A 25774-nucleotide genomic window follows, 5' to 3' on the forward strand; every position below is an offset into this window, starting at 1 on the left:
TCGGCTAAATGTAGTTAAATAAGGAAAGGTTGGAAATTTGCGGAAATGTTGCCAGTGCCGCACTTAACGCAGTTTCCTGTTTCGCAAATTCAGTCGATGCTTCAGCGTAGTCAACATCTTGAATTGAAGAGCGCTGGGCTTTCGCTGCAATTTCCATGTCTAGGTTACTTTCATAAGTACTTTCAGCGATATTCAAGCGACTTCCCAAGGAAGCGCGCTCTAGAGATATTTTTTCTAGGCCGTTATCCAGACCTACCAATGCATCGGCGATAGCATCCTGTAGCGCTCCATGATTAATTGAAGTGTCTGATAGTAAAGACTGCACTTCATGGATTGTTTGAGCCATGCTTTTTTTCTCAGGTTGATCTAGAGAAAAACTGATCGAGTCGCCTGGTGACGCAACGGCTTCAAATTGCATACCTTTCAGCGTAAAGGGCTCTCCTGAGGTGTAGCCTACCGTTTCAATAACTGCACCACTGTTTTGATTAACAAGCTGAGCCTGACCTGTTCCGAGAAAATCTACCCTAAAGTCGTTGTTTGTTAGGTTAGCATTATCATAATTATTATTAAAAAAGGTATCGAAAGTACCTTGCTCCTTAATTGTCGCTCCCTCTAACGAGGTTACCGTATTCGCTGTTATTGAAAAGTTGAAACGAGATAGTACGTTCTCAAAAACTTCATACCCGTTACTGGTAGACTGAATCTTCGAGCTATTTGAAAGCTGAATGAAGTTTACGCCGGCATCGCCTGAAAAGGATATTGCATTACCTCCCGAAGCCGGGTTAAAAGTAAATGCTTGATTGCCAGATTGATAACCTGCGTACAGGTAATTACCATCTGCATCCTGCGTGTTCATCAAATCAAATATTTCGAGCTTAATTTGCTCTAACTCTGACCCGATAGCTCGTTTGTCAGGATCATCCAAAATGCCATTTCCCGCCTGAACGATTAATGTTCTAGCACGGTTAACCGAATTGGTAATATTCGTCAATACAGCTTCCTGCTGTTCGAGCGAACCTGTTACTAGATCATTGTTGCGCTGAAATTGGGTTAGCTCATCGATTTCTTCGGTTAAACGTAATACTTTTGCCGCACCAACGGGGTCGTCACTCGGAGTGATAATGCGTTTTCCAGAAGCTAGCTGCTCTTGAGTCTTTGCCAAATCGCCCTGATTTTGCATAATCGAGCGCATGTTTTGATCATAAATTTGATTCGTTGATATACGCATAACTCACCTACCTTGCTGACTGCAAAATGGTATTAAACAATTCTTGCGCCGTAGACAAAATTCGCGCTGCGGCAGCATAGCTTTGTTGATACTTTATTAAATTTGCGGCTTCTTCGTCTAAGCTAACGCCAGAGACAGACTCAAACCAATTCTGCGATTGAACCTTCATGGCTTCCGCTGAAGCAAGTGTTACTTTTGCCATCGAGGCATCTTCACCAATTCGGCCAACCATAGATGCATAAGCATCTTGGAAGGTACGTGGTGTATTCGTTGCCTCACTGCTCACTTGCACGGTATTTTCGTTTTGAATAGCCGCTAAATTAAGCGCATTACTGTTATCGTTAAAGCCATCTGTATTATAGCTGATCGAGAAACTATCCCCAGCTTTTGGCACGCCATCCAAGCTCAAATCAAAGCCTGGATCTGGGCTTATTCCCGCTTGACTAATGAGGTTAGTTAAATCAGTTGTGCCAGTTACTGTAGCTAAAACATTACCGCTTCCATCTACAACGTCGTATGTATCTGCGGCCGTAAAGTTAATTTGAGCTGGCGCTGAATTTAACAGCCCACCCGCTCCGTCAAAAGCAGAAGCGCCGACTTCTGTGTTAGATACCGTAACGTCAATGACATTTGCGCTTCCCAAATTTGTATTATTTGCTCCTGCTCTCACCGGGCTTGCAAACGCTAAATCTTCAGGGCGATTTGTCTCTAGTGTAATCTTAGACGCGATATCTTTAGTTGGCTGAATGAGAAACTCATTACCCACGGTATAGGGATCGGTTCCTGAGAAATCAACTTCAATACCACCGGGCAATTCATTAAACCCAGCTGTAACCGCGTAATTGGAATAGATAATATCATTGCCAGAAGCGTCTTTTTTCGGTGTGCCATCTGCATTTAATAGCGTAATTTCTATTTGGCTAGGCACGCCCGCAGTTACTGCCGTCACCTCAATTTTGTAGTCAGCATCCGTTAGCTCTGCACCTTTACCTTCGGTAATTTGTGCAGTTACAACATAGTCACCATTGGTATCGCTATATGCTAATCCGCGAAACGAAGGTATATCGAAAATATTGCTACCAAGTTGGCCGTCTAAGTCCATCCCCAATTTATTTTGCGTATTCATTGCATCGGCGAATGCTACTGATAACTGACCAACATCCCGCATTGCAGGGCCTAAAATTTCGTTTCTGTACCCGAATAAACCGCCAAGTGCGCCACCTAAATCATCTTCTACGATACGTATTGAGGCATCAGCTTTTGTCTGTGAGCCAAAGTTTGTTTCTAGTTTAAGCTGCTTGAACGTTAAGTCAGCATTGGTATTCAGTTCAAATAAATTAAATGCGCCATTTTCTAATACCAATGACTCACCAGAAGTCAGGTTAATTGTTACCGCTCCATTTTGCGTGGTGCTTTCTTTAACTGTTATTCCCATGATTGAAGCGAGCTCGTCTATCGCTTGATCTCTCTCATTAAGCAATGCGCTAGGCTGGTCGCTCGTATTGTTACCATTGGCAATAACAATATTGCGATTTAGATCGCCAATATTGCCAATCAAGGTGTTCGCTCGATTCACCATCGACGTGAACTCTAGGTTTAATTCTTCTTCTTTCTCCAACATATAATCAGACAGTGTCTTCATTCGTTGGTACAAAGACTCAGATTTCCCTAACACTTGGTCGCGAGACGCCAGGTTAGTAGGATCGTCAGCAGCTGTTTGCAACGCGGCGAAGTACTCGCTCAATCCTTGGGAGATTGAGTTAGCCTCACTCGCTAGTAGATTGTCAATGGCCGCTGTTTTACTAGAGAATGCCTCAAGCTCGCCGACAGAAGTAATGTCCCTGCGCAATTGATTTTGAGCAAATACGTTGATGATACGTTCGGTATTGCCGATCTCTACACCGAAGACTTGGCTGTTTTGAAGCTCAGTGCGCTCGCGAACATAGCCTGGCGTGTTGACGTTGGCAATATTGTTACTGGTCGTTTGTAATAGCTTACTACTGGCGTTAACACCACTGGTCGCTAATGAGAATAAATCGACAGAACTCACAATGTAATCTCCAATGCTATGGCATTAACGTGCTGAGACGATCGCTGTTATACACTGCCATTATCTTGCGCGCGTATTCAGGGTCGGTAGCGTAGCCCGCTTCTTGAAGCGCATGGGTATAGCGCGCTGCATCAGAAGCATTCTCGACAGCATGACTGTAGCGAGGCTGTGATGTGATAAAGCGTCCATAGTCTTCCATTGCGTCTTCTACTGACGAGTAGGACCTAAAAGCAGCCTTTTGTTTTTGCGGTAGTCCATTGTTAAATTCCAACGTGTCGACTACAGCCTGCTCTCCTTGCCATCCCTTATTTGCTTTGATGCCAAATAAGTTGTGCGAGCTTTCCCCATCCGCTTTATGGATAACAAATTTCCCCCACCCGGTTTCAACTGCGGCTTGGGAAATTATTGCTTTAGGATCCATTCCGTATTTTGCTGCCACTTTCTCAGCTATTGGCATTAGGCTCTCTACAAACTGCTCGGGACTTTCGAACATGGCATCTTTTTGTGCTGACTGGCTACGAATAGACTGTGAAGAAAGGGCAATATCCTGCGCCTCAGCTACGTTGTACACACGGTTTCTGTTAAGTGATGATAAGTCACCGTCACTTCTGATTACACTGGCAGGCGTATAGCTATCCTCAGTTTGACCTAACTGTTTAACAATGACATCAGCGAGACCTAAGCCACCACCGGAAGTGAGGTCTGTCGCTAGCTGTTGGTCGTGCATATCACGATAAAATTTAACTTGCTGCGAATTAAATGGGCTATTTTCGTCAGCAAGGGCATCTTGCGCTTTACGCATTGATTTCAACATCATTTGCACAAATATCGCTTCAAACTGCTGGGCAGCTTCTTGCAATACCGTCTCGTCGCCCGACGCAATGGCTTCACGCATTTTGTTTATGCTGCCCATATCGTGGACATTGCGAGCCATATCAAGCTGACTTTTTGTGCTAAGTGATTCCATCGTGCTTATTCCGCTGTGACCTTATTTTTACTAACGTCTCGTAAATGCTCTTTGCTCGTTTTAAATAATAACGAGCTCTCCACGCAATGCGCCTGCTTGACGTAATGCTTCCAAAATTGCCATTAAATCGCCCGGCGCAGCGCCCACCTCATTTACCGCGCGCACAAGCTGGTCCAGAGTAACGCCTGGCTCAAACTTAAACATGCGGCTATCTGCCAAATCGACATCAACAATCGACTGAGTGGTAACGGCAGTCTGCCCTTCACCAAACGCGTTAGGTTGAGAAACTTGCTGGTTTTCAGAGATGGTCACCGTTAGCCCGCCGTGAGTAATTGCTGCTGGTAACAAGCGAACGTCACTGCCAATAACAATGGTGCCTGTTCGGCTGTTTATTACCACACGCGCTGGCGCATCAGCTGGTGTAAATTCGAAGTTTTCTAAGGTAGCCAAAAAGCCCACGCGCTGACCGACATCTCGCGGGGCCGACACGCGAACAGACGCTGCATCAATGGGCTTAGCAATAACATAGCCATTTTCCGGCTGTGCACCTAAGCGCTCGTTGATCGTATCTGCAAGCGACTTGGCTGTTGAGAAATCTGGATAATGGAGGTTAAGCGTTAACGTATCGCCATTGGCAAAGCCTGTTGGTACAGATTGCTCTACCATCGCACCGTTTGGAATTCTTCCTACCGTTGGCGTATTAACGACAATACGAGAGCCATCACCGCCTTGTGCGCCAAACCCGCTCACGACTAAGCTGCCTTGCGCTACAGCGTAGACTTTACCGTCAACACCGCGAAGAAACGTCTGGAGCAGCGTTCCGCCTTGAAGACTGGCCGCTTCGCCAACTGAAGAAACCGTAATATCAATGGTTTGTCCGGGTTTTGCAAAAGCTGGCAGGTCGGCGTGTACCGCCACTGCGGCCACGTTTCGTATTTTTGGCTTGGTGTTAGCGTCAAGACTGATACCAAAGTTACGCAGCATGGTTCTGAAACTTTGTTCGGTAAACGGGCTTTGTTCACCCGTTCCAGGCAAACCTACAACAAGACCATATCCCACTAATTGGTTACTACGTACGCCTTGAATACTCGCTACATCTTTAATGCGCTGCGCACCTGCCTGTGAAGATAAAAGCATTGTGAAAGCGGCTAATACTACTGAAAACAAACGCATGTTCACTCTCCTATCCTAAAACCTAAAGAGGCCACCAAGCAGAATCAAAGAACTTGGTTAACCAACCCTTTTCTTGTGCTCGCGCAAAACTTCCCGTACCCGAATATTGGATACGCGCATTTGCAACCTTAGTGGACACGATTTCATTCTCGGGACTAATGTCTGCCGGACGAATGATGCCGGTAAGACGGATATATTCATCGCCCTGATTCAGGGTTAGCCACTTTTCGCCACGAATAACAAGGTTGCTGTTAGGAAGTACGTCGACCACGGTAACGGAGATAGCACCGTTTAAGCTGTTGCTTTGGTTAGCTGTGGCATCACCGGAGAAATCTCGGGATGAACTTATTCCCAATTGTACGGACTCTCCGCCAATATTTATCGCTTGCCCAGCAAGCCCAGTAATAGGGTTAAGATTGACGTTTGAATCTTTCGCTGTGCTAGTGTCGGCTGATTTGCTCGCTTGGGTATTCTCGCTTAACGTTACAGTGATGATGTCACCGACTCTTCTTGCAGTAACGTCAGAATATAAGTTGTTAGCAAGCTGCGAACGAAAAAGCGAGCCATCTTCTACTACCGTTTCACGCGGGTAATCTGGCACTACCGGTGCAAACGACGGGTCGTTTGCCTGAACGGGAGGCTCGTTTGTACTGGCGCAACCGCCAAGTATCAGAAGTGCAGCAGATAAACCTAAAATACGCATGATGCTACCTACTAAAGTTGCTGAATAACCTGACCAAGCATTTGGTCGACCGATGAGATAACCTTTGAGTTCATCTCATACAAGCGCTGGCTTTCGATAAGGTTTACTAACTCTTCGGTCACGTTTACATTAGACGTTTCCAACGTGCCTTGTGAGATATAACCCAAACCTTGCAGACCAGGGATCCCCTGAATAGGTGCACCGCTTGACGCTGTCTCTACATAAAGGTTTTGTCCGGTTGGTTGTAATCCGGTTGGGTTAACAAAGTCAGAAATATTAAGCTGACCGAGTACCTGCGGTTCAGCTTGGCCCCGTATGCTCACGCTAATTTCACCATCTTGAGAAATTGTGATTTGTTGCGCATCTTCGGGAATAGCCACTTCAGGCTGAAGCAAAAAGCCCGCGCCAGATGTAACAATTTGGCCTTGGTCGTTCAGTGAAAACTGACCATTTCTTGAATAGGCAATGGTGCCGTCTGGCTGCAATATTTCAAAGTAACCACGACCTTGAATTGACATATCAAGCGCGTTTTCAGTGGTTAACAGGTTACCTTGCGTATGTGCTTTTTGAGTAGCAACGACCTTCGAGCCTGAACCAAGCATAAGCCCAGAAGGAAGCTCTGTGTCAGCAGACGAACGACCGCCTGGCTGATTGATATTCTGATACAGCAAATCTTCAAACACCGCGCGGTCTTTTTTAAAACCCACTGTTGACGCATTGGCTAGGTTGTTAGATACCACTGCCACATCAGTCTGTGCGGCGTCTAGTCCGGTTTTACTTATCCATAGTGCTGGATGCATGTTAACCTCCGACGTTGCTCATGGGGCAACGATGATAAAAATTCGTTTACAGAATGCGTAATAACGCATTGCCACTTTGATCTAGTTTCTCTGCTTGCTTCATCATTTTGACTTGAAGCTCGTAGTGACGTTGCAGACTTATCATGTCTACCATTTCGTCAACCGCATTGACGTTGGAACCTTCAAGCATGCCCGACATTACTTTCACGTTGGCATTGGCTGGCGCTATTGAGCCATCTTCCATTCTAAATAAGCCGTCATTGCCACGTTCCATGTCTGCATAGTTTGGACTAACTAATTTAAGTCGCCCCACTTCTTCAATAACATTGGCAGGGGCACCTAACTGTCTCATCGACAACGTGCCATCGGCGGCGATATTGAGGTTATCTAAAGGAACAGGAAGGAATATTGGCCCATTGTCACCAAGCACGGCGCGATCGTGGATATCTGTCAAAATTCCGTCATCGCCTAACTTGAAATTTCCATCACGCGAGTAAGCTTCTTGACCATTTTGATCTTGTACAGCGAACCAACCATCACCTTGAATGGCTACGTCTAAATCGCGGTCTGTTTTAATCATCGGGCCCGACTCGTAATTATTCGACGGGCTTTCTGTCATGGAAAACACGCGAGTCGGCAAACCTTCGCCGTAGGCCGGCATTGACCTTGCCTGCTCTAACTGCGCTCTGAATCCCGTTGTCTGTGCATTAGCCAAGTTATTGGCCCTAATCCCTGTTCCTAGTAGGTCTTGGGAGGCGCCACTTGCTGAAATATAGAGAAGTTTGTCCATGACTGACTTTTGACTCTGATTAAACCTTAAACAAGATTTTGCAAAGGCAGTGCCAATCTGTGGATATTTAGTGCAATTGAAAAATAAGGGCGGTATTGAATTGATATATATAGAAAAATAAAAAGGTCGCATTGTTGCGACCTTTCTAAATCGGGTAAAATAGGTACGGTTTTCCGAGCCTAAAATTTGCCGCTTAGCAATCTGCTAATGTGGCTTACTGCAAACTATCGAATGTTAAGGATAGTCTGGTTTAGCGAGTTGTTCACTTCAAGCGCACGCGAGTTTGCCTGGAAGTTACGCTGAGCGATAATCATGTCGATGAGCTCAGTGGTAAGGTTAACGTTAGCTTGTTCTAGCGCCGAAGAGTTAATTTCGCCGAAAGTACCGGTTGTTGCTTCACCCGCTAGTGCCTCGCCTGAAAGAATACTTTCCTTCCACTGAGTACTGCTCTCTTGAGTTAGGCCTTGTTCATTAGAAAAGCGAACCAAAGCGACACGAACAATAGGTTCAGACGTACCATTAGAGAACGTTGCACGAACCAAGCCATCCGGACCAATGTCGATACCTGTTAATCGACCTACAGGTAAACCGTCTTGTTCTAGTGAAGTAACTTCAAACGCAGAGGCGAACTGAGTCGGCTCATTAGGCGTCGCGTTATTAACATCGAGGTTAAAATCAATGCTTATTTGCTGCGTAGGATCTGAGCCATTAGCAAGAATACCTGCGCCTAACGCTTCTGTTTGCATTTTGAAATCAAGTGTAGGTAGGCCATCAGGCGTTTCCATGCCAGCAAAATCACCACCTTGAGAGAAGATGAGTTTAGATGCTGTTACGGCGTTACCGGTGTTACCACCGACACTATTTACTGCTGTTGCTGGGTCTGTGTCATTACCCGCTGAATCTGTCATATCAACTAGCGTGTCATCGATTGCAGTAGCAACATACCACTCATTATCAACACCCGGTGTCGCATCCTTTATGAAGTAATAGGTCATTACGTGACTATCACCTAACGAATCGTAAACGGTTACCGATGTTGCTGCGTTGTAGGTAAGCGGATCTTCAGGGTCAAAATCTTGTGGATCTAGGGCTGCATCACCAGCAGGCAAGTTCATTCGAATGTCAACTTCTGTGGTTTGTGCTGGTGAACCCGAAGAATCTGGGATACGTACTGGCTCTGTAGTACTAAGTGCTACCGAGGCACTTGTACCATCAGAGTTAACGGGGAAACCCAATAAGTTATCGCCGTTACTGTTAACCACGAAATTGTCGCTATCTAACTTGAACTGACCCGCACGTGTGAACGAGAAGTCGCGAGACGTAATTTCAGGTACTGTCGCAAAGAAACCATTACCCGTGATCGCCAAATCAAGCGAGGTATTGGTAAACTGAAGGCTACCTTGAGAAAATTGCTGAGCAACTTCTTGAGTGAGTACACCGTCACCTACTTTAGTTTTACCACCTGAAAGCAGTGATGCCGCATAAACATCGCCAAATTCAGCGCGAGATTCTTTAAAGCCAACTGTATTTACGTTTGCGATGTTGTTGGCGGTTACATCCAAATCTTTTTGTGCGGCTGATACGCCACTCAGTGCAATATTAAAAGACATTATTGATTCTCCTACTAACTGCCGATTTGAATGACGTCATCAAGATTGATACTGACATCACCATCCAAATTCAAAATTACGCCTTGACCACTACCAGCCAAGCTTACACTTCCAACATGGCGATTAACGGCGGTATTCAGCTGAACACCTTCTCCATTCAACTCGCCAGTGGCACTGATAACATATTCACCCGGTGCCATCTGGTTGCCATGCTTATCTTTGCCATCCCATTCAAACTCAATGTTGCCAGCGCTTTGTGTGCCTGCATCAATGGTTTTTATGACTTCACCAAACTGGTTCTCAATAGTGATCGTCATATTCTGAACTGTTTTTTCATTCACGATGACACCGGAAATGCCATCGCCTTCATTGGCCATATAACCCACGTTACCTTGAACCAGCACGTTTTGCCCGATAAGACTAGAGGCTTGTAACGCTTGATTCGATGTCATTGAAGCTGCAAACGACTCAAACTTTTCGTTAAGCTGGGAAATACCGTCGGCCATCGTAAATGATGTCATCTGCGCTACCATTTGATCGTTATCAACGGGTGCAGTGGGATCCTGATTGGCTAACTGCTCAGTTAACATTGAGAAGAAATCTTCCTGGGTTAACTGCTGCTCGGTGCCGTCAGCTATTTTGACGGTTTCCTCTTGCCAATACAGATCAGTATTTAAGCCAGTATTGTTTATGGTATTCACTGAGTAATCCTCACATTATTCAAGCGGCAAGTTACTGCCCTTGACCTAGCTGCAGTACGCGACGGAAAATACGCTTTGTGGTGTCCGCAACCTGCACGTTAGTTTCATACGCTTTGGACGCTGACATCATATTCGCCATCTCTTCCACGATGTTCACGTTGGGTTTATAGATGTAGCCGTTTTCATCTGCCATCGGGTTGTTAGGTGAATACTCCACTTGCAAAGGAGCATCACTTTCTACAATCCCCTTTACTTGAACACCTGCACCTTTTGACTGATCGCGCATTGCATCTTGCAACGCCGTAGCGAAAACTGGATGGCGAGCTCGGTATGTTTCGTCATAGCTGCTGCTAACCGAGTTAGCGTTGGCAATATTACTTGCCGTAGTATTAAGACGTACATTCTCCGCCTCCATACCCGTACTCGAAATTTGCATTACATTAAATAAACTCATGACTACTGACCTCCTGAGCTAAGCGCTTTTTTCATGCCTTTAATTTTTCCGTTCAAAAATTCTAGGCTGGCTTGGTAGCGCAATCCATTGTCTAAAAACCGATTTCTTTCCGCTTGAACTTCAACCGTATTACCGTCGCCAGTGTCTGGTTGTGTTGGGATGCGGTATTGCATGTCAAAGTTTGCCGCTACTGACGTAGAATTGCCGCTTAAGTGGCGATCATTTGTCCGCACCATTCCTGAAGAAGCGTGATTGGCTGTACCACCAGATGCTTCTCGCATAGCCGACTGCATTGCTTTATTAAAATCAATGTCCCGCGCTTTATAACCAGGCGTGTTTGCGTTCGCTAGATTTCCAGAAATCACTTCCATACGCTCTGTGCGTATAGTGAGTGCTGACTCATGAAAGCCAACCAGCTTATCTAGGTTAATAGCCATAACATGACCTCTGACATACTAAAAATTTGTTCGTGGTGACAATGTAAGCGGACAATTAAATATCGAATCTTGCCGTTTTACTGTCGTTTGTAGAAATAGTTAGCAAGGCAAATGCCATAATGAGATTTTGACGGAGGGTGTAAGTCAAAAGTGTCGACCTGATCGTAAAAAAAGTATTAGTTATCAGGCCGATAAGTTAGATCATTTTTTTTGGTAGTAAAGGCCAGGGTGGCACTTAACCATACTGTAGGTATCACTTGCAGCGCTGATTGATTCAGAGGCGCCAAGGAAAAGCACACCCTGAGGCTGCAGCTGTCCGGCAATTTGTTGCAGGATGCGTTGTTTTACTTCTGCCGAGAAATAAATCAAAACATTACGGCAAAAAACGATATCAAAGCGGCCAAGTGCTGCATAGCTCGAAAGTAAATTTAGACTTCTAAAGCTTACCATCCGACGAACGTCAGGTTTTACCTGCATAAGCCCGCTATCATTTTGCTGGAAAAAGGCCTGTCTCCTTTGCGGGGACAATCCCCTTGCAAGGGACAGTTCGTCATAAATACCTAACTCACACTTTTGCAGCATTTCTGACGATAAATCTGTAGCAACAATTTCAACACCCGCTCTTAATGCACCTGGCCTTTGGCGCTGATATTCAAGTACAGACATCGCAATAGAATAAGGCTCTTGTCCAGACGAACAAGCGGCACTCCATATGCGAAGCTTCTGATTTTTTGCCGATAGTGTTGGTAGTAACTCTTTTACAAGTAAATCGAAGGGATAGTTGTCTCGAAACCACAACGTTTCGTTTGTGGTCATTGCGTCAATAACGTTCTGTAGTAAAGTTCTGTCGAACCCTTTCACAACCACGTCAATCAGTTCGTCAGCAGACTCATACTTATGCTTATAGAGTAATGAAGCTAAACGGCTGCGCACCAGGTATTGTTTATTATCACCTAATACTATGCCGCATTGCTTTTCCAAAAACTCTCTAAACTTGAGGTAACTTGCTGGCGAAACGTCTTTATTAGCCAATCCTATCTTGCTCCGTTATTCGCACTCAGTCATTAGCCACTTTTGTACCGCGGTAGCAAGTTCATCGGGGTGGAATTTCGCGATAAAGTCATCAGCCCCTACCTTCTGCACCATAGCTTGGTTGAAGACACCACTGAGCGACGTATGCAATACAACATGAAGCTTTTGAAGTTCAGGCGTATTCTTAATTTCGGCGGTTAGTGTATAGCCGTCCATTTCTGGCATCTCGATATCTGAGACCAGCACGCCTACACGGTTCGTTACATCGCCATACTCTTCCGCAATTTCTTTAAGCCTGTTTAATGCTTCAAGACCGTTTTTAGCTAGCTCAATTTCTAAGCCTAGTGAAGTTAGGGCCTTTTTAACTTGGTTTCTCGCTACCGCAGAGTCATCTGCAATAAAGATAATTTTGTTTTCTTGGCCTTCGGTTGTCAGACCTTCTGCCACCTCTGAACTTACTTCGGCATTCAACGGAGAAATTTCATTTAAAATTTTCTCAACGTCTAGAATTTCAATAAGTTCATTTTCAACTTCAGTCACCGCCGTTAAATAGCTTGCTCTGCCGGTACCTTGAGGTGGCGGCATGATCGCATCCCAATTGGTGTTGATGATACGCTCTACGGCACCCACCAAAAAGCCCTGAACTGAACGGTTATATTCCGCAATGACAATAAAGGCATTAGAGAGATCTTCAATTTTACGGCCGCGTGTTGCCATACTTAAATCAATGACCGATATGGTTTGACCACGGATGTGCGCCACACCACGAACCAACGGGTTTAATTTCGGCATTGCTGTTAGCGGAGGACACTGAAGCACTTCCCGCACTTTAAAAACGTTAATTCCAAAGCGTTGGCGGCCGTTCAGTCTAAACAGCAGCAACTCTAAGCGATTCTGCCCAACAAGCTGCGTGCGCTGGTTTACTGAATCTAAAATCCCCGACATAGGTCACCTCTAAGTAATACTGGGCATGATCATTGCCTCTTATGATAAAGATAGACAATATCACTAAATTTTTGCAGGTCAAACGACAGAAAAATGACACTAAATAGCATTTTTCAGTCTTTAGTAAGGGTTTATACCTTAACTTAGTCAATGATCCTGCGTTGACGCTCGTGCTTGTAAACCTTATGGATTTACTTTGGCTGTTATTTATTTGCACTAAGCAAACCGGCCGTATTAAGCATAGTCAATAACTTGTAAACTGAACACGAAAAGTCATGATGAAAAATATGAACGCCAAAACGCGCCTTACATTCACACGATTACTGTCATTGACCGTTTTCAGTGTGCTTTCTATGAACTGCTTGGCGACACAAACCAATCACAAACAGGTTGAAGAAGGCGCAAAACAATACCTAATAACTCAACTTGCTGATAATACGCAGGATACTAGCATTGATGTGTCTATTGTGAAGATAGACGATAGGATAAATATTCCTGACTGCCCAACTGGGTTCGAATACAATGCGTCGCAAGAAGCGCTGAGCCAATCGTATATATCAGTTAGAGTGAGCTGTAGAAATAATGAATGGTACCTTTTTACCAGCGGGCAAGTAACGCGTACCAAAGAAATTGTTGTCACTCAAGGCGCAATAAGTCCAGGAACCGTACTAACATCATCGAATCTCTCTCTGGCAAAAGTTGATGTAAGACGATTGCGCCATACCGCATTTACTGAGCTAGAAGCACTTATTGGGGCTAGAATAAAACGCCGAGTGACTGACGGACAAGCTATACAGTCAAATATGCTATGCTTTGTGTGCAAAGGCGACAGAATTACCATAACTGCTGAGGTAGCAGGTATGGAAGTGAAAACAGCCGGAATCGCTCAGCAAGACGGTGTTGTTGGTGACAATATTAAGGTAATTAATGCCAGTAGCCAAAAGGCGGTGATAGCAAGAGTCGCAAGCCCTGAAGAAGTCGTGATACACTTATAAATGAGGCAGCGAATATCTACTTTTTTGTTCACAATTTAGCTAAAGAAATTAGCCAAAAGGCCGATATACTTTACAGAGGCAAAAAAGTAGTGAGGACTAATTATGGCAATTAACAATATAAACAATGGGTTACCGAAAACACCCGTTGATAATGGAAAGGTTGCGCAGCAAAACCAAACGCAGCAATCTCCACAGCAGGTATCAACACAGGCTGCGCAAACCGCATCAGTTCCGCGTCAGGATTCTGTATCGTTGACGCAATCTGCTCAGCAGCTCAACCAGGTTCAGAAGAAAGGTTCGGAAGCGCCTGTGAACCAAGATAAAGTCGATCGCCTTAAGCGAGCGATTCAAAGTGGCGAGTATAAAGTTAATCCTGAAGTGCTTGCCAACAAGATTGCAAAACTAGAAGGTGAGATTTTTGGCGCTAAATAGTGAGCGACAAAACTCATAACTAACCAGAAGAGAGCTAACGTGACTGAACAAGAAAGCCAATTGACACAAGCACTAATAAAGCAAGTGGAGCAACTGTCTTCACTTGCCGTATTGCTTGAAAAAGAATTGCAACTTATCAGTTCGCGAGACGCCGAATCTTTAATGAACTTGTTAGACGAAAAGACAGCACTGTTAACGTCTATTCAGGCTCTCGATGGAAGCATTGAGCGCACAATTAGCCATCAAGGCTCAATGTCAGAAGAAGATGAAGCATTAATGACTAATGCAAAGAAACTTCTGGACGATTGCAAATACCGCACGCAGGTCAATCAAAAAGCCGTAGAGCAAGGACAGCTACGCCTCACACACTTACGTAACTTGATGATGGAAGTTCGTGCCAAAGAATCGCTCACCTATGACAAAAAAGGAAAGCCGAAAGGCGGGACTTTAGGGTCGGGAGTGAGCGCCTAATTTTTTGCGATTTAAGTAAACCCCACTCAGCGAGCTTTAACCATTAAGCCTTAACCGGTAAAAGTAAATTATATCTCTGTGAATTTGCGCATGTTTTAAGAGTTCACGATACAGCCACTTGCGCAAACTCCCCTTTCGCTAACGTTTAATAATACTTAACATCCTTTATTCGGCGCGGTTTTGCGGTCGACAGATATATATCGTAAACCTGCTGCATATCTAAAGCGAGTTCGGTGACGTATGTATCTTCACCTACCGGATAGGCTTTTACGACTTCAGCGCCTCTAATGACCCCCTCTACAGATGCTCGCAATGTTTCGCTGTCTATAACCAAGTGAGACAGAGACTGATTGCCTTTAATTTTTTGACCATAGACTTGTTCAGTTAGCTCTCGGTATGCATCTAATTTTGACGCTTTCATCGCCATTATAAGCTTCATGCTGTCGCTTTCGCCATGCTGGGAAGAAATTGGCGCATAGCCCACCGCCTTGAGCACGGGATAGCTTTCTGGCTCTATTGTTTCCCACTCAACGTGTTTATCAATAATGCCGCATCCACCAGTGCTTATTGCTAAACCAAGAAAGCAAGACAGTAGCAGCGATTTTGATTTATGTATTTTTTTCAAGCACATAGTTTCATTTCCAAATTGCATTATTAATAAAATCAAATGTGTAGTTACGCTGCTCTCGTCGGTGGCAGCCTTGTTACTACGAGATACCGCCATACTCGCGGTAGCAGATTTTGACATATCTAAACTGACGCTTTTTACAAACCTTTTGCAAGATATGCGTTGCAAAATATGTGCAAGATTTACGCCCGATTGATTTAATGGCGACGAAACCACATCAATTGGCACTCTTTTCGCATACTTCGCTTTATAAACCGGGCGCTTTGCATAGCGCAGTTAGACAAAAACCTCCAGAGGTGTGCGGTGCGACATATTAGCAAAACAATGCTGGTAACTATTTTAAATGCTGTCGTGGCGGTAATTTGCCTGTTTGCATTTTTCGTTGGGCAAGCAAATGCCGTGTGGTACGAGGCTACAGGACAGGCTGTGGTGCGAAATGGTGATAAGAAAACTGCCAGACATGCGGCTACCCAAGAGGCACTTAAGCAAGCCATGCTTTTTGCAGGCGCATCAGTTCATAGTGTCGCCAAGCTTACAAATGGTCTTCTTAAAAATGAAGAGATGACCATTCGCTCTACCGGCGAAGTTGAACAACTGGAACTAGTTGATGAAGTTTATAGCGGCGATGTGATTACGGTAAGTATTCGCGCTGACATTTTTCCAAGAGGAAAAGTGTGTGCCGCACAAAATGACCAAAAACATTTCGCTACCACACATTTCAGGGTACGTAACAGAGCGCAACTAACACAGGGTAATATTCCCAATTTCGATGCTTCATTCACCCAGCAGTTAGCGCAGGCCATGCGAAATAAAACTGAAAACCTAGATATTATCTATATCGCGCCACATACTGCAAAATTTGACAGTCGATATACTGACCAAAATGTACGCACGCTTTCAGCGCAAAGTAATACTCAATTTGTGCTGGTGGGCATGATAGATGATTTAAGCGTGACACGGGAAGAGGCTTCGGTTTTTACACCGTGGCGTGAGGGTACTTCTCGACGCTCCTTTGCTATGACCATTCAGGTCTATGACGGCATAAATGGAGGTCTGTTGTTGACTAAGTCTTATCAGAATCAAGGAGAATGGACATTCGACAGATTCGAAGATGTAGATGAATTTTCGACGAAGTTTTGGCAGTCGCTTTATGGGCAAACTGTCAACGCGACAATAGCAGAAGCGATTGAAGACATAAAAGAAGCCACTGCATGCCAGCCAATGACAGGTAGAGTGATTAATGTTGCCGGCGATAAAATTTCTGTATCTTTAGGCAGAGACAATGGCATTTCTGAAAAAGATGAACTATACCTTTATCAAGCTAAAGAGATTGTCGATAACCGTGGCCGTAAATACTTACAGTACTCACTATATCCTGGCAAATTTGTAGTGAGTAGTGCCTACGGTAATTCGTCTCTAGTAGTAAACGAAGGTGCAGGAATTATCGCAAACATTCAAGAACACGATTTTGTAGTAAAAAAATAGTCTTTCTCGATTTCCACTTTAGCATTCGAAATCATGGTTGGTTTATCAGCACAGCCATGTTATACCTATAACTACGTATAGCAAATTATACTTAAACTTTAGGTGAAGACGGTTACTCTCGCCTATACTTTAGTATAACTAAAATAATGAAGTTATGACCCTTTCTCTATTTGCGTCGCACTGCTTAGCATTAGTGGCCCTGCTACTGGCTGGACAGCAAATGAAGGATCAGTATGTAATCGAGTTTCCAAAGCTTGAACAGGAAGTAAAAAATAAATTTGGAGCTGATAAAGCATCACACGTTGCAGCGCTAGAAGTTGCCCTACACGCTCTTGAAAGTAAGGGTGTCAAAGATCAATTGCTTGGTGTAAACGCTTTCTTTGATGAGCATATTCAGTATGCTACTGACGATATTGTGTTTAAAGAAAAAGACTACTGGGCAACCCCTTCTGAACTTTTTGGCCATTCTCGCGGAGATTGTGAGGATTATGCCATTGCAAAATACGTAGCTCTGCTACACTTAGGTATCGATAGTTCTAAACTTCGCTTAATTTATGTTAAAGCGAAGATTGGTAGAAGTCGAGTAACACAAGCACATATGGTTTTAGGGTACTATGACTCCCCTTCATCGGATCCCCTTGTGCTAGACAGCTTAGTGTCAAATGTATTACCCGGCTCACAGCGCACAGACCTGATACCTGTTTTTAGTTTTAACGACTCAGGTATATGGCAACCAGGCAAAACGTCACAGGTTTCTTCGTCTACCAGTAGACTATCTAGGTGGCGTGACGTTATTGAGCGCATGAAGCAAGAGGGGATTAGCAGAAGGTCCTAGGAGTCTATGTCAATAACAAGAGAATTGTGGCTCGCCATTGTAGTCGTTGTCCTTGTTGCAATTGCAGGTAGCGTGACAATTCATGGAATTACTACGAAGCAATACGTAGAAGAACAGCTTTATTCAAAAAACTTAGATAATGCCAGTATGATGGCGTTAACGCTAAGTGGATTAGAAAAAGACCCCGTATCTTTAGACCTTTTCATCATGTCCCAATTCGATATAGGACACTACGCGACAATTGTTCTTCAAAAAGCGGATGGCGAAATTGTGTCTGCCCACACCCACGAAGTGCAATTAGATGAAGACACGCCCAGATGGTTTGCAGACAATTTCTCACCAAATGTCAATCCAGGTATTGCTCAGGTTAGCGAGGGGTGGGGTCAGTACGGTACGATATATGTTGAAACCGACACCAGTTTCGCCGTTGCATCTATGTGGCGCGCTACTCAACGGCTCATTTTTGGCTTATCCCTTGTAGGTATCTTCTCAGGAATAATAGGCGCGTGGGCGCTTCGTTTTATTATTCGACCTCTGGATGGCGTTGTTAATCAAGCCGAGTCTTTTGGTGAAATGAAATTTGTTCAACTGCCCGAACCTCGCACGCTAGAACTCAAACGTGTGGTTCGCGCGATGAACTTCTTAGCGAGAACGTCCAAGAAGATTATGGAGGAGGAAAATTCCCGCCTTGATCTCATGCGCTATAAAACCCAATTCGACGACGAATCTGGTGTCGCCAACAGGGACTATTTTATATCGATTTTAAAAGGCCAACTTGCCTTTCGCGATACAGAAGGCGTCAACTGCGTCTTTTTTGTGAGATTTACTGAGGACGAAGGTTTCTTGCGCTCCCCGGCCAATATACGTAAAAATCGTATTCGCGACTTCGTTGAAGAAATTAATGATTGCCTTTCTATGCATCATCACCTTTTCACCGACAGTCGTATTGCTAGAATGCAAAAAAATGAATTTGCTATTCTCCTCACCGAAACCCACGATGCCGTTACTATATCTGAAGCATTACACGGTGCGTGTTTAAGTGCATTTAGTCGCGATGGCGACCCTCAAGTCTTTCAGTCGGTTGTGAAATTACGACCGGATGACAGCTTTTCAAACGCACTTATGCGCGCTGATGCAATGATAGATGAAGCCGAATCGGATGAAATGGACGAACCGTTTGTCGAGGCCCCGCTAAGAGAATTCATTTCACTTGTGGAAGAGAAGCGATGGGAGCAAGAGCTCAAACGTGCTATCGATGAGCGCGATGTAGAAACATTTAATTTCCCAGTGCTCGATATAGACAGAAATTTGGTTCATTACCAAAGCTGGGCTGGGGTGAACATAGACGGCGAGCTTAGAAAGAGCGGCTTCTATACCCACTGGGCACGTTACTTAGGATTGTTGCCAAAGTTAGAACTGACAACCATTATTCACCTTATTGATTACATTAACCGTTCTGGCACAGAATCAAAGTTTGCTTTTCTTTGCTCTGAACAGTTCATGCTAGACCCTGAAACTCTTGCACAGCTTTATTATCAAATAGGTACCAACTCAAAAGCAGCTAAACAGCTGTGCTTCGAAGTAAGGGAATCTACAGCAACACGTTTCCCTGACGAATTTAGCGACTTTTGCACTACGCTTAAAGCTAAAGAATGCAAAATAGGCCTTAAACGCGTAGGCGAATCGTTCTCGCAACTGTTAGATGTGCAAGAGATGGGGCTAGACTATGTGAAAATTGATTCCGCATTTATGGCCGACATAGACTTCAACCCAGCTAATCACGCTTTCCTTCGAGGCTTCTGCTCACTGGCGCATACTTTCGGTATTAAAGTATACGCCGACGGCGTAAAACGCTCTGACCATCAAGCGCTCTTTATAGAACTTGGTATCGACGGCGTTGTATCACACATGGAAGTTATAGAGCATCTTTTAGATGACTAAATTCACCAAGTCGAAGTAATAGACTGATTCGGTCCTTTGCCTCAAATTTGTGTAAGAGCGTACCCACATATTCTTTAACGGTACGCTCGGTAATACCGTGCTCTCTTGCAATTTCTTTATTGCTTAACCCATCTAAAATGCCGCTCAATACGTCCTTTTCGCGGTTCGTTAAGCCACTTAAAGCAGGTAGCACTCGTTTAGACTGCAGATTGACCGCCACATTAGATGTTGTCACTAAAAGCAACTCATTAGGTAACCACATGCCTCCGGCTTCTATCACCCTCGCTACCGAAGATAAAAGAGACTGGGTTCCTAATGCGTGACAATACGCCCTAGCGCCTAGCATCAGCGCTGTTTGCATCTCTAAACGGTCATATTTGTAGGTCAGTAATACCACTTGTGTTACTTTTTGCTTGGCTTCAATTATCTGTTGCCGCCAGTTCTCATCGCTTGCCAATATCCATATACAATCAGTTTGATCACATGCTAGTTCATCAACCCGACTATAGCTGGTCCACGAATACTGGGTTAGCGCCCCTTGCAAATCTTTCTCGGCAATGAAATGTCTCATTTAACGCTCCCGCAGCGCAGAGGCTGTAACATTGAACAGAGGGGATAAGATATAGTTAAGGACAGTTTTCTTTCCCGTCAATATGTCTACCTGTACGATCATTCCAGGTAAAATATCTAACGCTTCATCAGCAATGCTTTTCTTCGTTTCAAGCCTGACTAAATAGTAGGTTTCATCTTTCTCGTTGGTAATGGCGTCAGCACTAATATGTTGGACTTCAGCAGACATACCGCCATAAATAGTAAAGTCGTAAGCACTGAACTTTAAGATGGCCTGCTGCCCTTCTCGAATAAACGCAATATCTTTAGGCGAGACCTTTGCCTCAACAATAAGTTGATCATCTTGAGGAACGAGTTCCACCACCGCGCTGCCTGGTGTAATGACCCCACCAATGGTATTAATGAGCAAGCGCTGCACCGTACCATTGATTGGCGATCTCAGCGCTGCTTGTGACACCACATCTTCTAAACTGGTTTGAGACTGCTGCAATGTCGCCATTTCGGCGGTGGCTTCGGTCAATTCTTGGTTCCATCGATTAACCAGTTTAAGACGCGCTTCTTCCTTCTTTATGATTTCTTCTTCGATGGCGTTTAAGCCACGCTCAATCGCTACCTTGGACTTGGTGATGTTTCCTTCTAGCTCTACTATCTGACGTTCCAATCGAAGGATTTCAATCTCCGACACAGCACCTGATGCAAGTAATGGCTTGGTCACAGAGAGCTCTTTCTTTGAGAGGGACAAAACGTTTTGATACTGGGAAAGATTCGCTCGCTCTTCTTCCACGTCTTGACGGCGTTGCATAATACGAGAATCCGATCCTGCTGCGACTTCATCAAGCTCAGCCAAATTGGAATTGTAAAGCTTGCGTTCGTTATCAACGATCGTTGGTGCCTGTTCGCGAAGCTCTCGATTAAACCGCAATACGTCACCTTGGGTAAGCGCAGATAAGCGCTGCACTTTCGCCGCCAGCGCCGCAAACTGGGTTGTGTTTTCTTCAAGGCTTGACAAAAATCGGGTAGGATCAACCTTTAATAACACTTGCCCAGCTTTAACCGTTTGCCCTTCTCGTACTAATATATCCTGTACAATTCCTCCGTCGTAGGATTGGAGAACCTGTAGTTGCTGTGACGGTATGACTTTACCATCGCCTTTGGCAACTTCATCAATCTCTGCAAAATACGACCACACCACCAAAAGAAATAAAACTAGTGATACCAAATACAAAAGCCCACGGGCTTTCACCGGCGTTTGCATTATACGTGACCACTCGGCTTCCAATACCCAGTCCTGACCTGGAGGTGGCGCTAGCCAACCTCGCATTAATCGCTGCAACCAGTCTTTTTTCTCACCACCACTGTTTAAAATCATGGTGCCCTCTTAAGTATTTGACTTGGCTGTTTAAACTGAACAAGTACATCTTCCTTCTTACCGTCAGCAATAACTTTTCCGTTCTCGACAACAATCACGCGCTTAACAAGGTCAAGCAACGTAGTACGATGAGTATTGATGATGAGTGTTTTGCCGGATGTCGCTGCTTTTATGGTTTCCTTCATCTGCGCTTCGTTTGTTGAGTCCATGGCTGAGGTAGGCTCATCCATGATATATATCGCAGGGTTTCGCACTATGGCTCTAGCCATCGCTACTGCTTGTCGCTGACCACCAGAAAGTAAGCTACCTCGCTCACCTACATTTTGCTCTACCCCGTTGGCATTACCATTAACAAGTTTCGCCAAACCACACTGAGTCAGTACCTCCCAAAAGTCACTTTCATCGATATGTAAATCTTCAGACATAATATTGTCTTTCAATGAACCGTAGAAAAGGCTGACGTCTTGTGGCACGTAACCTATCTGTTTGCGAAGTAGTGTCGGGTCGTATTGCTGAAGGTCAATGCCATCCACGAGTAACTGCCCAGACTCAGGGCGGTAAAAGGCCATAAGCAGTTTGTTCAAGGTAGATTTTCCGCATCCGTTTTTGCCCAAAATCGCTACGTGCTCACCTTGTTTAATTGAGAAGTTTATGTCTTTGAGTGCAAGTACGGTTTCATCCGGATATTTAAAGCAAAGCTGGCTTGCATCAATATTCCCCTTAAGCACAATATTACTTTTTATCTGCTTATTACTGCCTGACTCACTCGGTAAAGACATAATATCGTCAAGGGCATTCTTCGCCGTCTCAGCGTGATGGTATTGCGCCAATAAAGCCGCAGCCTGGGAGACCGGCCCCATGGCTCGGCTAGACAATAGGTAGGCAGCAATCAATCCACCTTGGGTGATTACACCTTCAATGATCAGATATACACCAGTTAAAATGATTACAACGCCGACTGACTGCTGAACCCAAAGTGCAGCATTATTTACCGACATCGAAACCAAACGCAGCTTGGCGTTAACTTTGGCTAGAAATATCGTCTGTTTTTCCCACGCACTTTGGTTTCGGCTCTGGTAACCAAAAGCCTTAATGTCCTCTAAAGAAGTCACGCTTTCGGTAACGAGGGAGCTTTTTCGAGAGCTAATCTCCATCGACTCTTCTGAAAGAGAACGCATTACGCGCTGCGCTTTCATGGCGTATAGGAAAAGCGCAGTTGCGCCAATAAGAATAGGAATGATCAAATAAAAATCGATCATGGCTATGATAACGACAAACAGGAGCCCGAATGGCAAATCAACCAATGCCACCAGCGTTACAGAACCAAAAAACTGCCGAATACTCTCAAAAGATTGCAAGCTGTTTATAAAGGAACCGCTTTTTGCTGGTCTACTGGCCAAATTTATAGACAGTACTTTTTCCATAATTTTTGCAGAAAGCGTGACATCTAGCCGACTTGCCGCCAGCTCTACAAAATACTGCCGAAGCATGCGTAACAGGAAATCTGCCGCGAGAACTAAAAGCACGCCGATCGCCAGCGCCCACAAGGTTTCCAGTGCCGCATTTGGCACCACCCTGTCGTATACATTCATTACAAAAAGAGGCAGGGCAATGGAAAGCAGACTAATAAAAACAGAGGCTATTAGTACATCCCTATACAGCCCTTTTGCAGATTTGATAGATGACCACAACCAGTGCCCTACCGAGGACTTGTCAATTTGCGCATTAGTTTCTTGCGCATGCATCTCTGGACGAGCAAATATTATGTACCCAGTATAACGGGCAGCAAGTTCATCTCTGGGAACTTCAACCACGGCGTCATCTAGTTCTGGATACGAAACTCTTGCATGGGTAGGCTCTAAGCCATGTAGTACACAGGCTTGCTTTTCATTTAAGACTAATACAGCGGGCAAAAGCGCAGTATTAATGTGGTCTAAATCGCGCTTAACCGTTCTGCTGGCGAGTCCCGCCCGTTTAGCTGCACGCTCAAATCCTGTGGGCGATAATTCGCCGCTATCTAAGGGAAGCCCACTGAGCAGGCTGACTCGAGATACATCCAGATGGTGCGCATGACAGATCGTAATCAAACAATCCATCAATACGCCTCCTTGCTGTTCCAAATAGGATATGTCGTCTACGACCTTCTTTTCCTTCATATAGGCCTACACATTGCTATTCGTTAGAAGGAAGCTGGATAATAGCCGCTTCAATTCTGCGATTACGGGCGTTCGCCGCGTCTGATTCTTCATCAACCAGCGGACGACTCTCTCCGTAACCAACCGCAGTAATTCTTCTAGCTTCTATGTTCGCTTTATTCATAAGCAGCGACGCAACCGCCTTAGCTCTGCGCTCAGACAACCGCTGGTTGTAGGCTGCATCCCCATCTAGAGAGGCGTGACCATGAATAATCACCCCTGAATTTGGGTCATTGTTTAAGGCTTCAATGACATCCCGAAGCGAGTTCTCGTATTCAGGTAAAACCTCGGTAGAATTAGACGCAAATTCGATATTGACGTTGAATGAATTGATTATCTTCGCATTATCTAACGTAAAATCTGCAGCACTTGGTTCTGGCGCCATATCAGGCTCTTTGGCTTCACAACCAAAGTCATCGACCATAGCCCCAGGCGTAGAATCGACGCAGTCGTCCCACAAATCCACAATGCCGTCGCCATCTGTGTCGCGCTTAAGAATATTAAGTTCATCTTCAAAATTCGTGCGAACGGCTGGACAAACGTAGTTAGGGTCGTAGCTTATTCTCTCTTCAGCTTTGTCCAGTACATCAGGCACGCCATCTTTTGTAATTCCTAACGTTTGTGCCAAGCTACCCGAAGCCGCAAGCAGTCTTACACGCGCCTTTTCTAAGGTGTATTGTGCTTCTAAATATGCGCGACTAGACTCGTAATATTCGTTTTCGGAATCGAGCAAATCCAATAGAGAACGTTCACCAATGGTAAACTGATCCATGTATGCAGACTTTACTCTGTCTGAAGACAGGCGATGGGCATTCAGAGAGGGTAGCTGCTCAGTAATATTGATAATATCGTTATAAGCAATTTGTACCGTTTGTCTCATATCGATACAGGCTTTGTCCCGCAAGTCTTTTGCTAAATCTACCTGTGATAATGCTTGTCGAATCGCTGCGCGGTCCGAACCACCGTTATACAAATTATAAGAAAAGTTAACGCCAACACTGGCTTCAGTAATGGTGTTATTTAACGCAGCTTGGTCTCGCGTTTGTGCGCCATAACTTGCGGTTAAATTGACTTGCGGATGATAAAGACTTTTTGCACTGTCCACGGCGTAACGCTGGGCATCAATGTTGTAAATAGTAGCATTAAATTGGGGGTTGGTGCCGTAGGCGTTAGTGAGTAAGGTTTGAATATCCGTAACACTAGCATCAACATACGCAGAGTTTAACGTTACCGGCTGCAAGCTATTCGCGGGCTTCTCGCCCACCAACCGTAAAAACCGCGCGGTAACATCGTGCAGATTAGACAGCTCGGTAAGCACATTAGACTCGGCCAGAGACAAACGTCCGCTAATTTGTTCCAAATCAGCACGACGACCTACACCTGCTTCTACACTTTCTTCAATTTGTTTAAACACGTCCACATGAGTAATTAAGTTTTCTTCAGCGAGTTTTAAGAGCTCACGAAACATCTTTACATCCATGTAGGCGAGAGCCGTATCCAGAGATTTCTGCTCTACTTCACCCATTAGTTCGAAAAAGCGTACCACTTGCGCTTGTTTAAAACGTTTAACTTCACTGCTTGTTAAGAAACCGTCGTACAGCATCTGAGTTAAGGCGATTTGCGCGGTATGTCCCATGTACTCCCGATCTAGCCCGTAGTTTCTATCGGTATAAGCACTTGATGCCAACACATCGACCTGAGGGCGAAAGCCGCCACGAGCAATATCAACGTCTGACATAGCCACTTGAAGTTGACGCCAGCTGGCTTGCACTTCTGGGTTTTCGTTTACTACCTTGCGAACGTAGTCTTCCAAACTGACTGACGAGTCACCAACACCATTACTTTGAGCAATAGCAGCATGAGCTAGCACAGCGCCAGTTGCTCCAATAACAACCTTGGAAAGCACTGAATTTATCAACTTCATATATGCATCTCACTTTATAAATACTAAGCGACATTTGTG

Annotated in this window: 24 protein-coding genes; 6 read left to right on the top strand and 18 right to left on the bottom strand. The window is 44.7% G+C overall.

Annotated features, from left to right (window positions below):
* Positions 1 to 4: 4 nt before the first annotated feature.
* The 13 genes from flgL to AC0J2X_RS03255 all read right to left on the bottom strand — a co-directional run bounded on the left by flgL (position 5) and on the right by AC0J2X_RS03255 (position 12890).
* On the bottom strand, positions 5 to 1228 hold the full coding sequence (gene flgL, locus AC0J2X_RS03195; RefSeq protein WP_101563674.1) for a flagellar hook-associated protein FlgL: 1224 nt from the start codon (positions 1226 to 1228) through the stop codon (positions 5 to 7).
* Positions 1229 to 1235: 7 nt separating this feature from the next.
* Complete coding sequence (gene flgK, locus AC0J2X_RS03200; RefSeq protein ID WP_052247342.1) at positions 1236 to 3278, bottom strand: flagellar hook-associated protein FlgK; 2043 nt, start codon at positions 3276 to 3278, stop codon at positions 1236 to 1238.
* A 16-nt stretch (positions 3279 to 3294) separates the two neighbouring features.
* Positions 3295 to 4245 carry a flagellar assembly peptidoglycan hydrolase FlgJ gene (gene flgJ, locus AC0J2X_RS03205; protein ID WP_014948601.1) on the bottom strand — a complete coding sequence of 317 codons (951 nt, stop codon included), beginning with the start codon at positions 4243 to 4245 and terminating at the stop codon, positions 3295 to 3297.
* A gap of 60 nt (positions 4246 to 4305) precedes the next feature.
* Positions 4306 to 5418, bottom strand: coding sequence for a flagellar basal body P-ring protein FlgI (locus tag AC0J2X_RS03210; RefSeq protein ID WP_014975877.1), 1113 nt, complete (start codon positions 5416 to 5418; stop codon positions 4306 to 4308).
* A 22-nt stretch (positions 5419 to 5440) separates the two neighbouring features.
* A complete protein-coding gene (flgH, locus tag AC0J2X_RS03215; protein ID WP_014948599.1) occupies positions 5441 to 6121 on the bottom strand; it encodes a flagellar basal body L-ring protein FlgH in 681 nt (226 codons plus the stop codon).
* Positions 6122 to 6132: 11 nt separating this feature from the next.
* Positions 6133 to 6921 (bottom strand): flagellar basal-body rod protein FlgG, encoded by a 789-nt coding sequence (gene flgG / locus AC0J2X_RS03220; protein ID WP_014948598.1) that lies wholly within the window; start codon positions 6919 to 6921, stop codon positions 6133 to 6135.
* 46 nt (positions 6922 to 6967) lie between these two features.
* Positions 6968 to 7711 carry a flagellar basal body rod protein FlgF gene (locus AC0J2X_RS03225; protein ID WP_472995744.1) on the bottom strand — a complete coding sequence of 248 codons (744 nt, stop codon included), beginning with the start codon at positions 7709 to 7711 and terminating at the stop codon, positions 6968 to 6970.
* A 224-nt stretch (positions 7712 to 7935) separates the two neighbouring features.
* Positions 7936 to 9321, bottom strand: coding sequence for a flagellar hook protein FlgE (flgE, locus tag AC0J2X_RS03230; RefSeq protein WP_014948596.1), 1386 nt, complete (start codon positions 9319 to 9321; stop codon positions 7936 to 7938).
* A 14-nt stretch (positions 9322 to 9335) separates the two neighbouring features.
* Positions 9336 to 10022 (bottom strand): flagellar hook assembly protein FlgD, encoded by a 687-nt coding sequence (flgD, locus tag AC0J2X_RS03235; protein ID WP_012517628.1) that lies wholly within the window; start codon positions 10020 to 10022, stop codon positions 9336 to 9338.
* A 31-nt stretch (positions 10023 to 10053) separates the two neighbouring features.
* The gene (gene flgC / locus AC0J2X_RS03240; RefSeq protein ID WP_012517627.1) at positions 10054 to 10476 is read right to left on the bottom strand and encodes a flagellar basal body rod protein FlgC; all 423 of its coding nucleotides are present in this window, start codon (positions 10474 to 10476) and stop codon (positions 10054 to 10056) included.
* A gap of 2 nt (positions 10477 to 10478) precedes the next feature.
* On the bottom strand, positions 10479 to 10913 hold the full coding sequence (flgB, locus tag AC0J2X_RS03245; RefSeq protein ID WP_014948594.1) for a flagellar basal body rod protein FlgB: 435 nt from the start codon (positions 10911 to 10913) through the stop codon (positions 10479 to 10481).
* A 201-nt stretch (positions 10914 to 11114) separates the two neighbouring features.
* The gene (locus AC0J2X_RS03250; RefSeq protein WP_014975874.1) at positions 11115 to 11945 is read right to left on the bottom strand and encodes a CheR family methyltransferase; all 831 of its coding nucleotides are present in this window, start codon (positions 11943 to 11945) and stop codon (positions 11115 to 11117) included.
* A 15-nt stretch (positions 11946 to 11960) separates the two neighbouring features.
* Positions 11961 to 12890 carry a chemotaxis protein CheV gene (locus tag AC0J2X_RS03255; RefSeq protein WP_014948591.1) on the bottom strand — a complete coding sequence of 310 codons (930 nt, stop codon included), beginning with the start codon at positions 12888 to 12890 and terminating at the stop codon, positions 11961 to 11963.
* Between the two features lie 278 nt (positions 12891 to 13168).
* Here AC0J2X_RS03255 and flgA point away from each other — a divergent pair, with 278 nt between their 5' ends.
* The 3 genes from flgA (at position 13169) to flgN (ending at position 14788) form a co-directional block, all read left to right on the top strand.
* Positions 13169 to 13885, top strand: a complete 717-nt coding sequence (gene flgA, locus AC0J2X_RS03260) for a flagellar basal body P-ring formation chaperone FlgA (protein WP_014948590.1) — start codon at positions 13169 to 13171, stop codon at positions 13883 to 13885.
* A 102-nt stretch (positions 13886 to 13987) separates the two neighbouring features.
* On the top strand, positions 13988 to 14317 hold the full coding sequence (flgM, locus tag AC0J2X_RS03265; RefSeq protein WP_472995745.1) for a flagellar biosynthesis anti-sigma factor FlgM: 330 nt from the start codon (positions 13988 to 13990) through the stop codon (positions 14315 to 14317).
* A 39-nt stretch (positions 14318 to 14356) separates the two neighbouring features.
* On the top strand, positions 14357 to 14788 hold the full coding sequence (gene flgN, locus AC0J2X_RS03270) for a flagellar export chaperone FlgN (protein WP_472995746.1): 432 nt from the start codon (positions 14357 to 14359) through the stop codon (positions 14786 to 14788).
* A gap of 145 nt (positions 14789 to 14933) precedes the next feature.
* On the opposite strand, the gene AC0J2X_RS03275 is transcribed toward flgN, so the two are convergent.
* The gene (locus tag AC0J2X_RS03275; protein WP_472995845.1) at positions 14934 to 15419 is read right to left on the bottom strand and encodes an LPP20 family lipoprotein; all 486 of its coding nucleotides are present in this window, start codon (positions 15417 to 15419) and stop codon (positions 14934 to 14936) included.
* 300 nt (positions 15420 to 15719) lie between these two features.
* Between AC0J2X_RS03275 and AC0J2X_RS03280 the strand changes: the two genes are divergently transcribed.
* The 3 genes from AC0J2X_RS03280 (at position 15720) to AC0J2X_RS03290 (ending at position 19677) form a co-directional block, all read left to right on the top strand.
* Positions 15720 to 16901: a flagellar assembly protein T N-terminal domain-containing protein gene (locus AC0J2X_RS03280; RefSeq protein ID WP_014975871.1), complete on the top strand. Its 1182-nt coding sequence runs from the start codon at positions 15720 to 15722 to the stop codon at positions 16899 to 16901.
* Positions 16902 to 17055: 154 nt separating this feature from the next.
* A complete protein-coding gene (locus AC0J2X_RS03285; RefSeq protein WP_014975870.1) occupies positions 17056 to 17736 on the top strand; it encodes a transglutaminase-like cysteine peptidase in 681 nt (226 codons plus the stop codon).
* Positions 17737 to 17742: 6 nt separating this feature from the next.
* Positions 17743 to 19677 (top strand): bifunctional diguanylate cyclase/phosphodiesterase, encoded by a 1935-nt coding sequence (locus AC0J2X_RS03290; protein WP_472995747.1) that lies wholly within the window; start codon positions 17743 to 17745, stop codon positions 19675 to 19677.
* On the opposite strand, the gene AC0J2X_RS03295 is transcribed toward AC0J2X_RS03290, so the two are convergent.
* From AC0J2X_RS03295 to AC0J2X_RS03310, 4 genes are all read right to left on the bottom strand, one after another.
* Positions 19652 to 20248 carry a helix-turn-helix transcriptional regulator gene (locus AC0J2X_RS03295; RefSeq protein WP_472995748.1) on the bottom strand — a complete coding sequence of 199 codons (597 nt, stop codon included), beginning with the start codon at positions 20246 to 20248 and terminating at the stop codon, positions 19652 to 19654. The two genes, AC0J2X_RS03290 and AC0J2X_RS03295, sit on opposite strands and share 26 nt — an antisense overlap.
* Entirely contained in the window at positions 20249 to 21616 is a 1368-nt protein-coding gene (locus AC0J2X_RS03300) for an HlyD family type I secretion periplasmic adaptor subunit (RefSeq protein WP_069943878.1), read from the bottom strand.
* Complete coding sequence (locus tag AC0J2X_RS03305; RefSeq protein ID WP_346781140.1) at positions 21613 to 23712, bottom strand: type I secretion system permease/ATPase; 2100 nt, start codon at positions 23710 to 23712, stop codon at positions 21613 to 21615. The genes AC0J2X_RS03300 and AC0J2X_RS03305 overlap by 4 nt, the downstream gene beginning before the upstream one ends.
* A gap of 76 nt (positions 23713 to 23788) precedes the next feature.
* Positions 23789 to 25735 (bottom strand): TolC family outer membrane protein, encoded by a 1947-nt coding sequence (locus AC0J2X_RS03310; RefSeq protein WP_283627691.1) that lies wholly within the window; start codon positions 25733 to 25735, stop codon positions 23789 to 23791.
* Positions 25736 to 25774 lie beyond the last annotated feature (39 nt).

The organism is Alteromonas sp. R7, assembly GCF_055755235.1.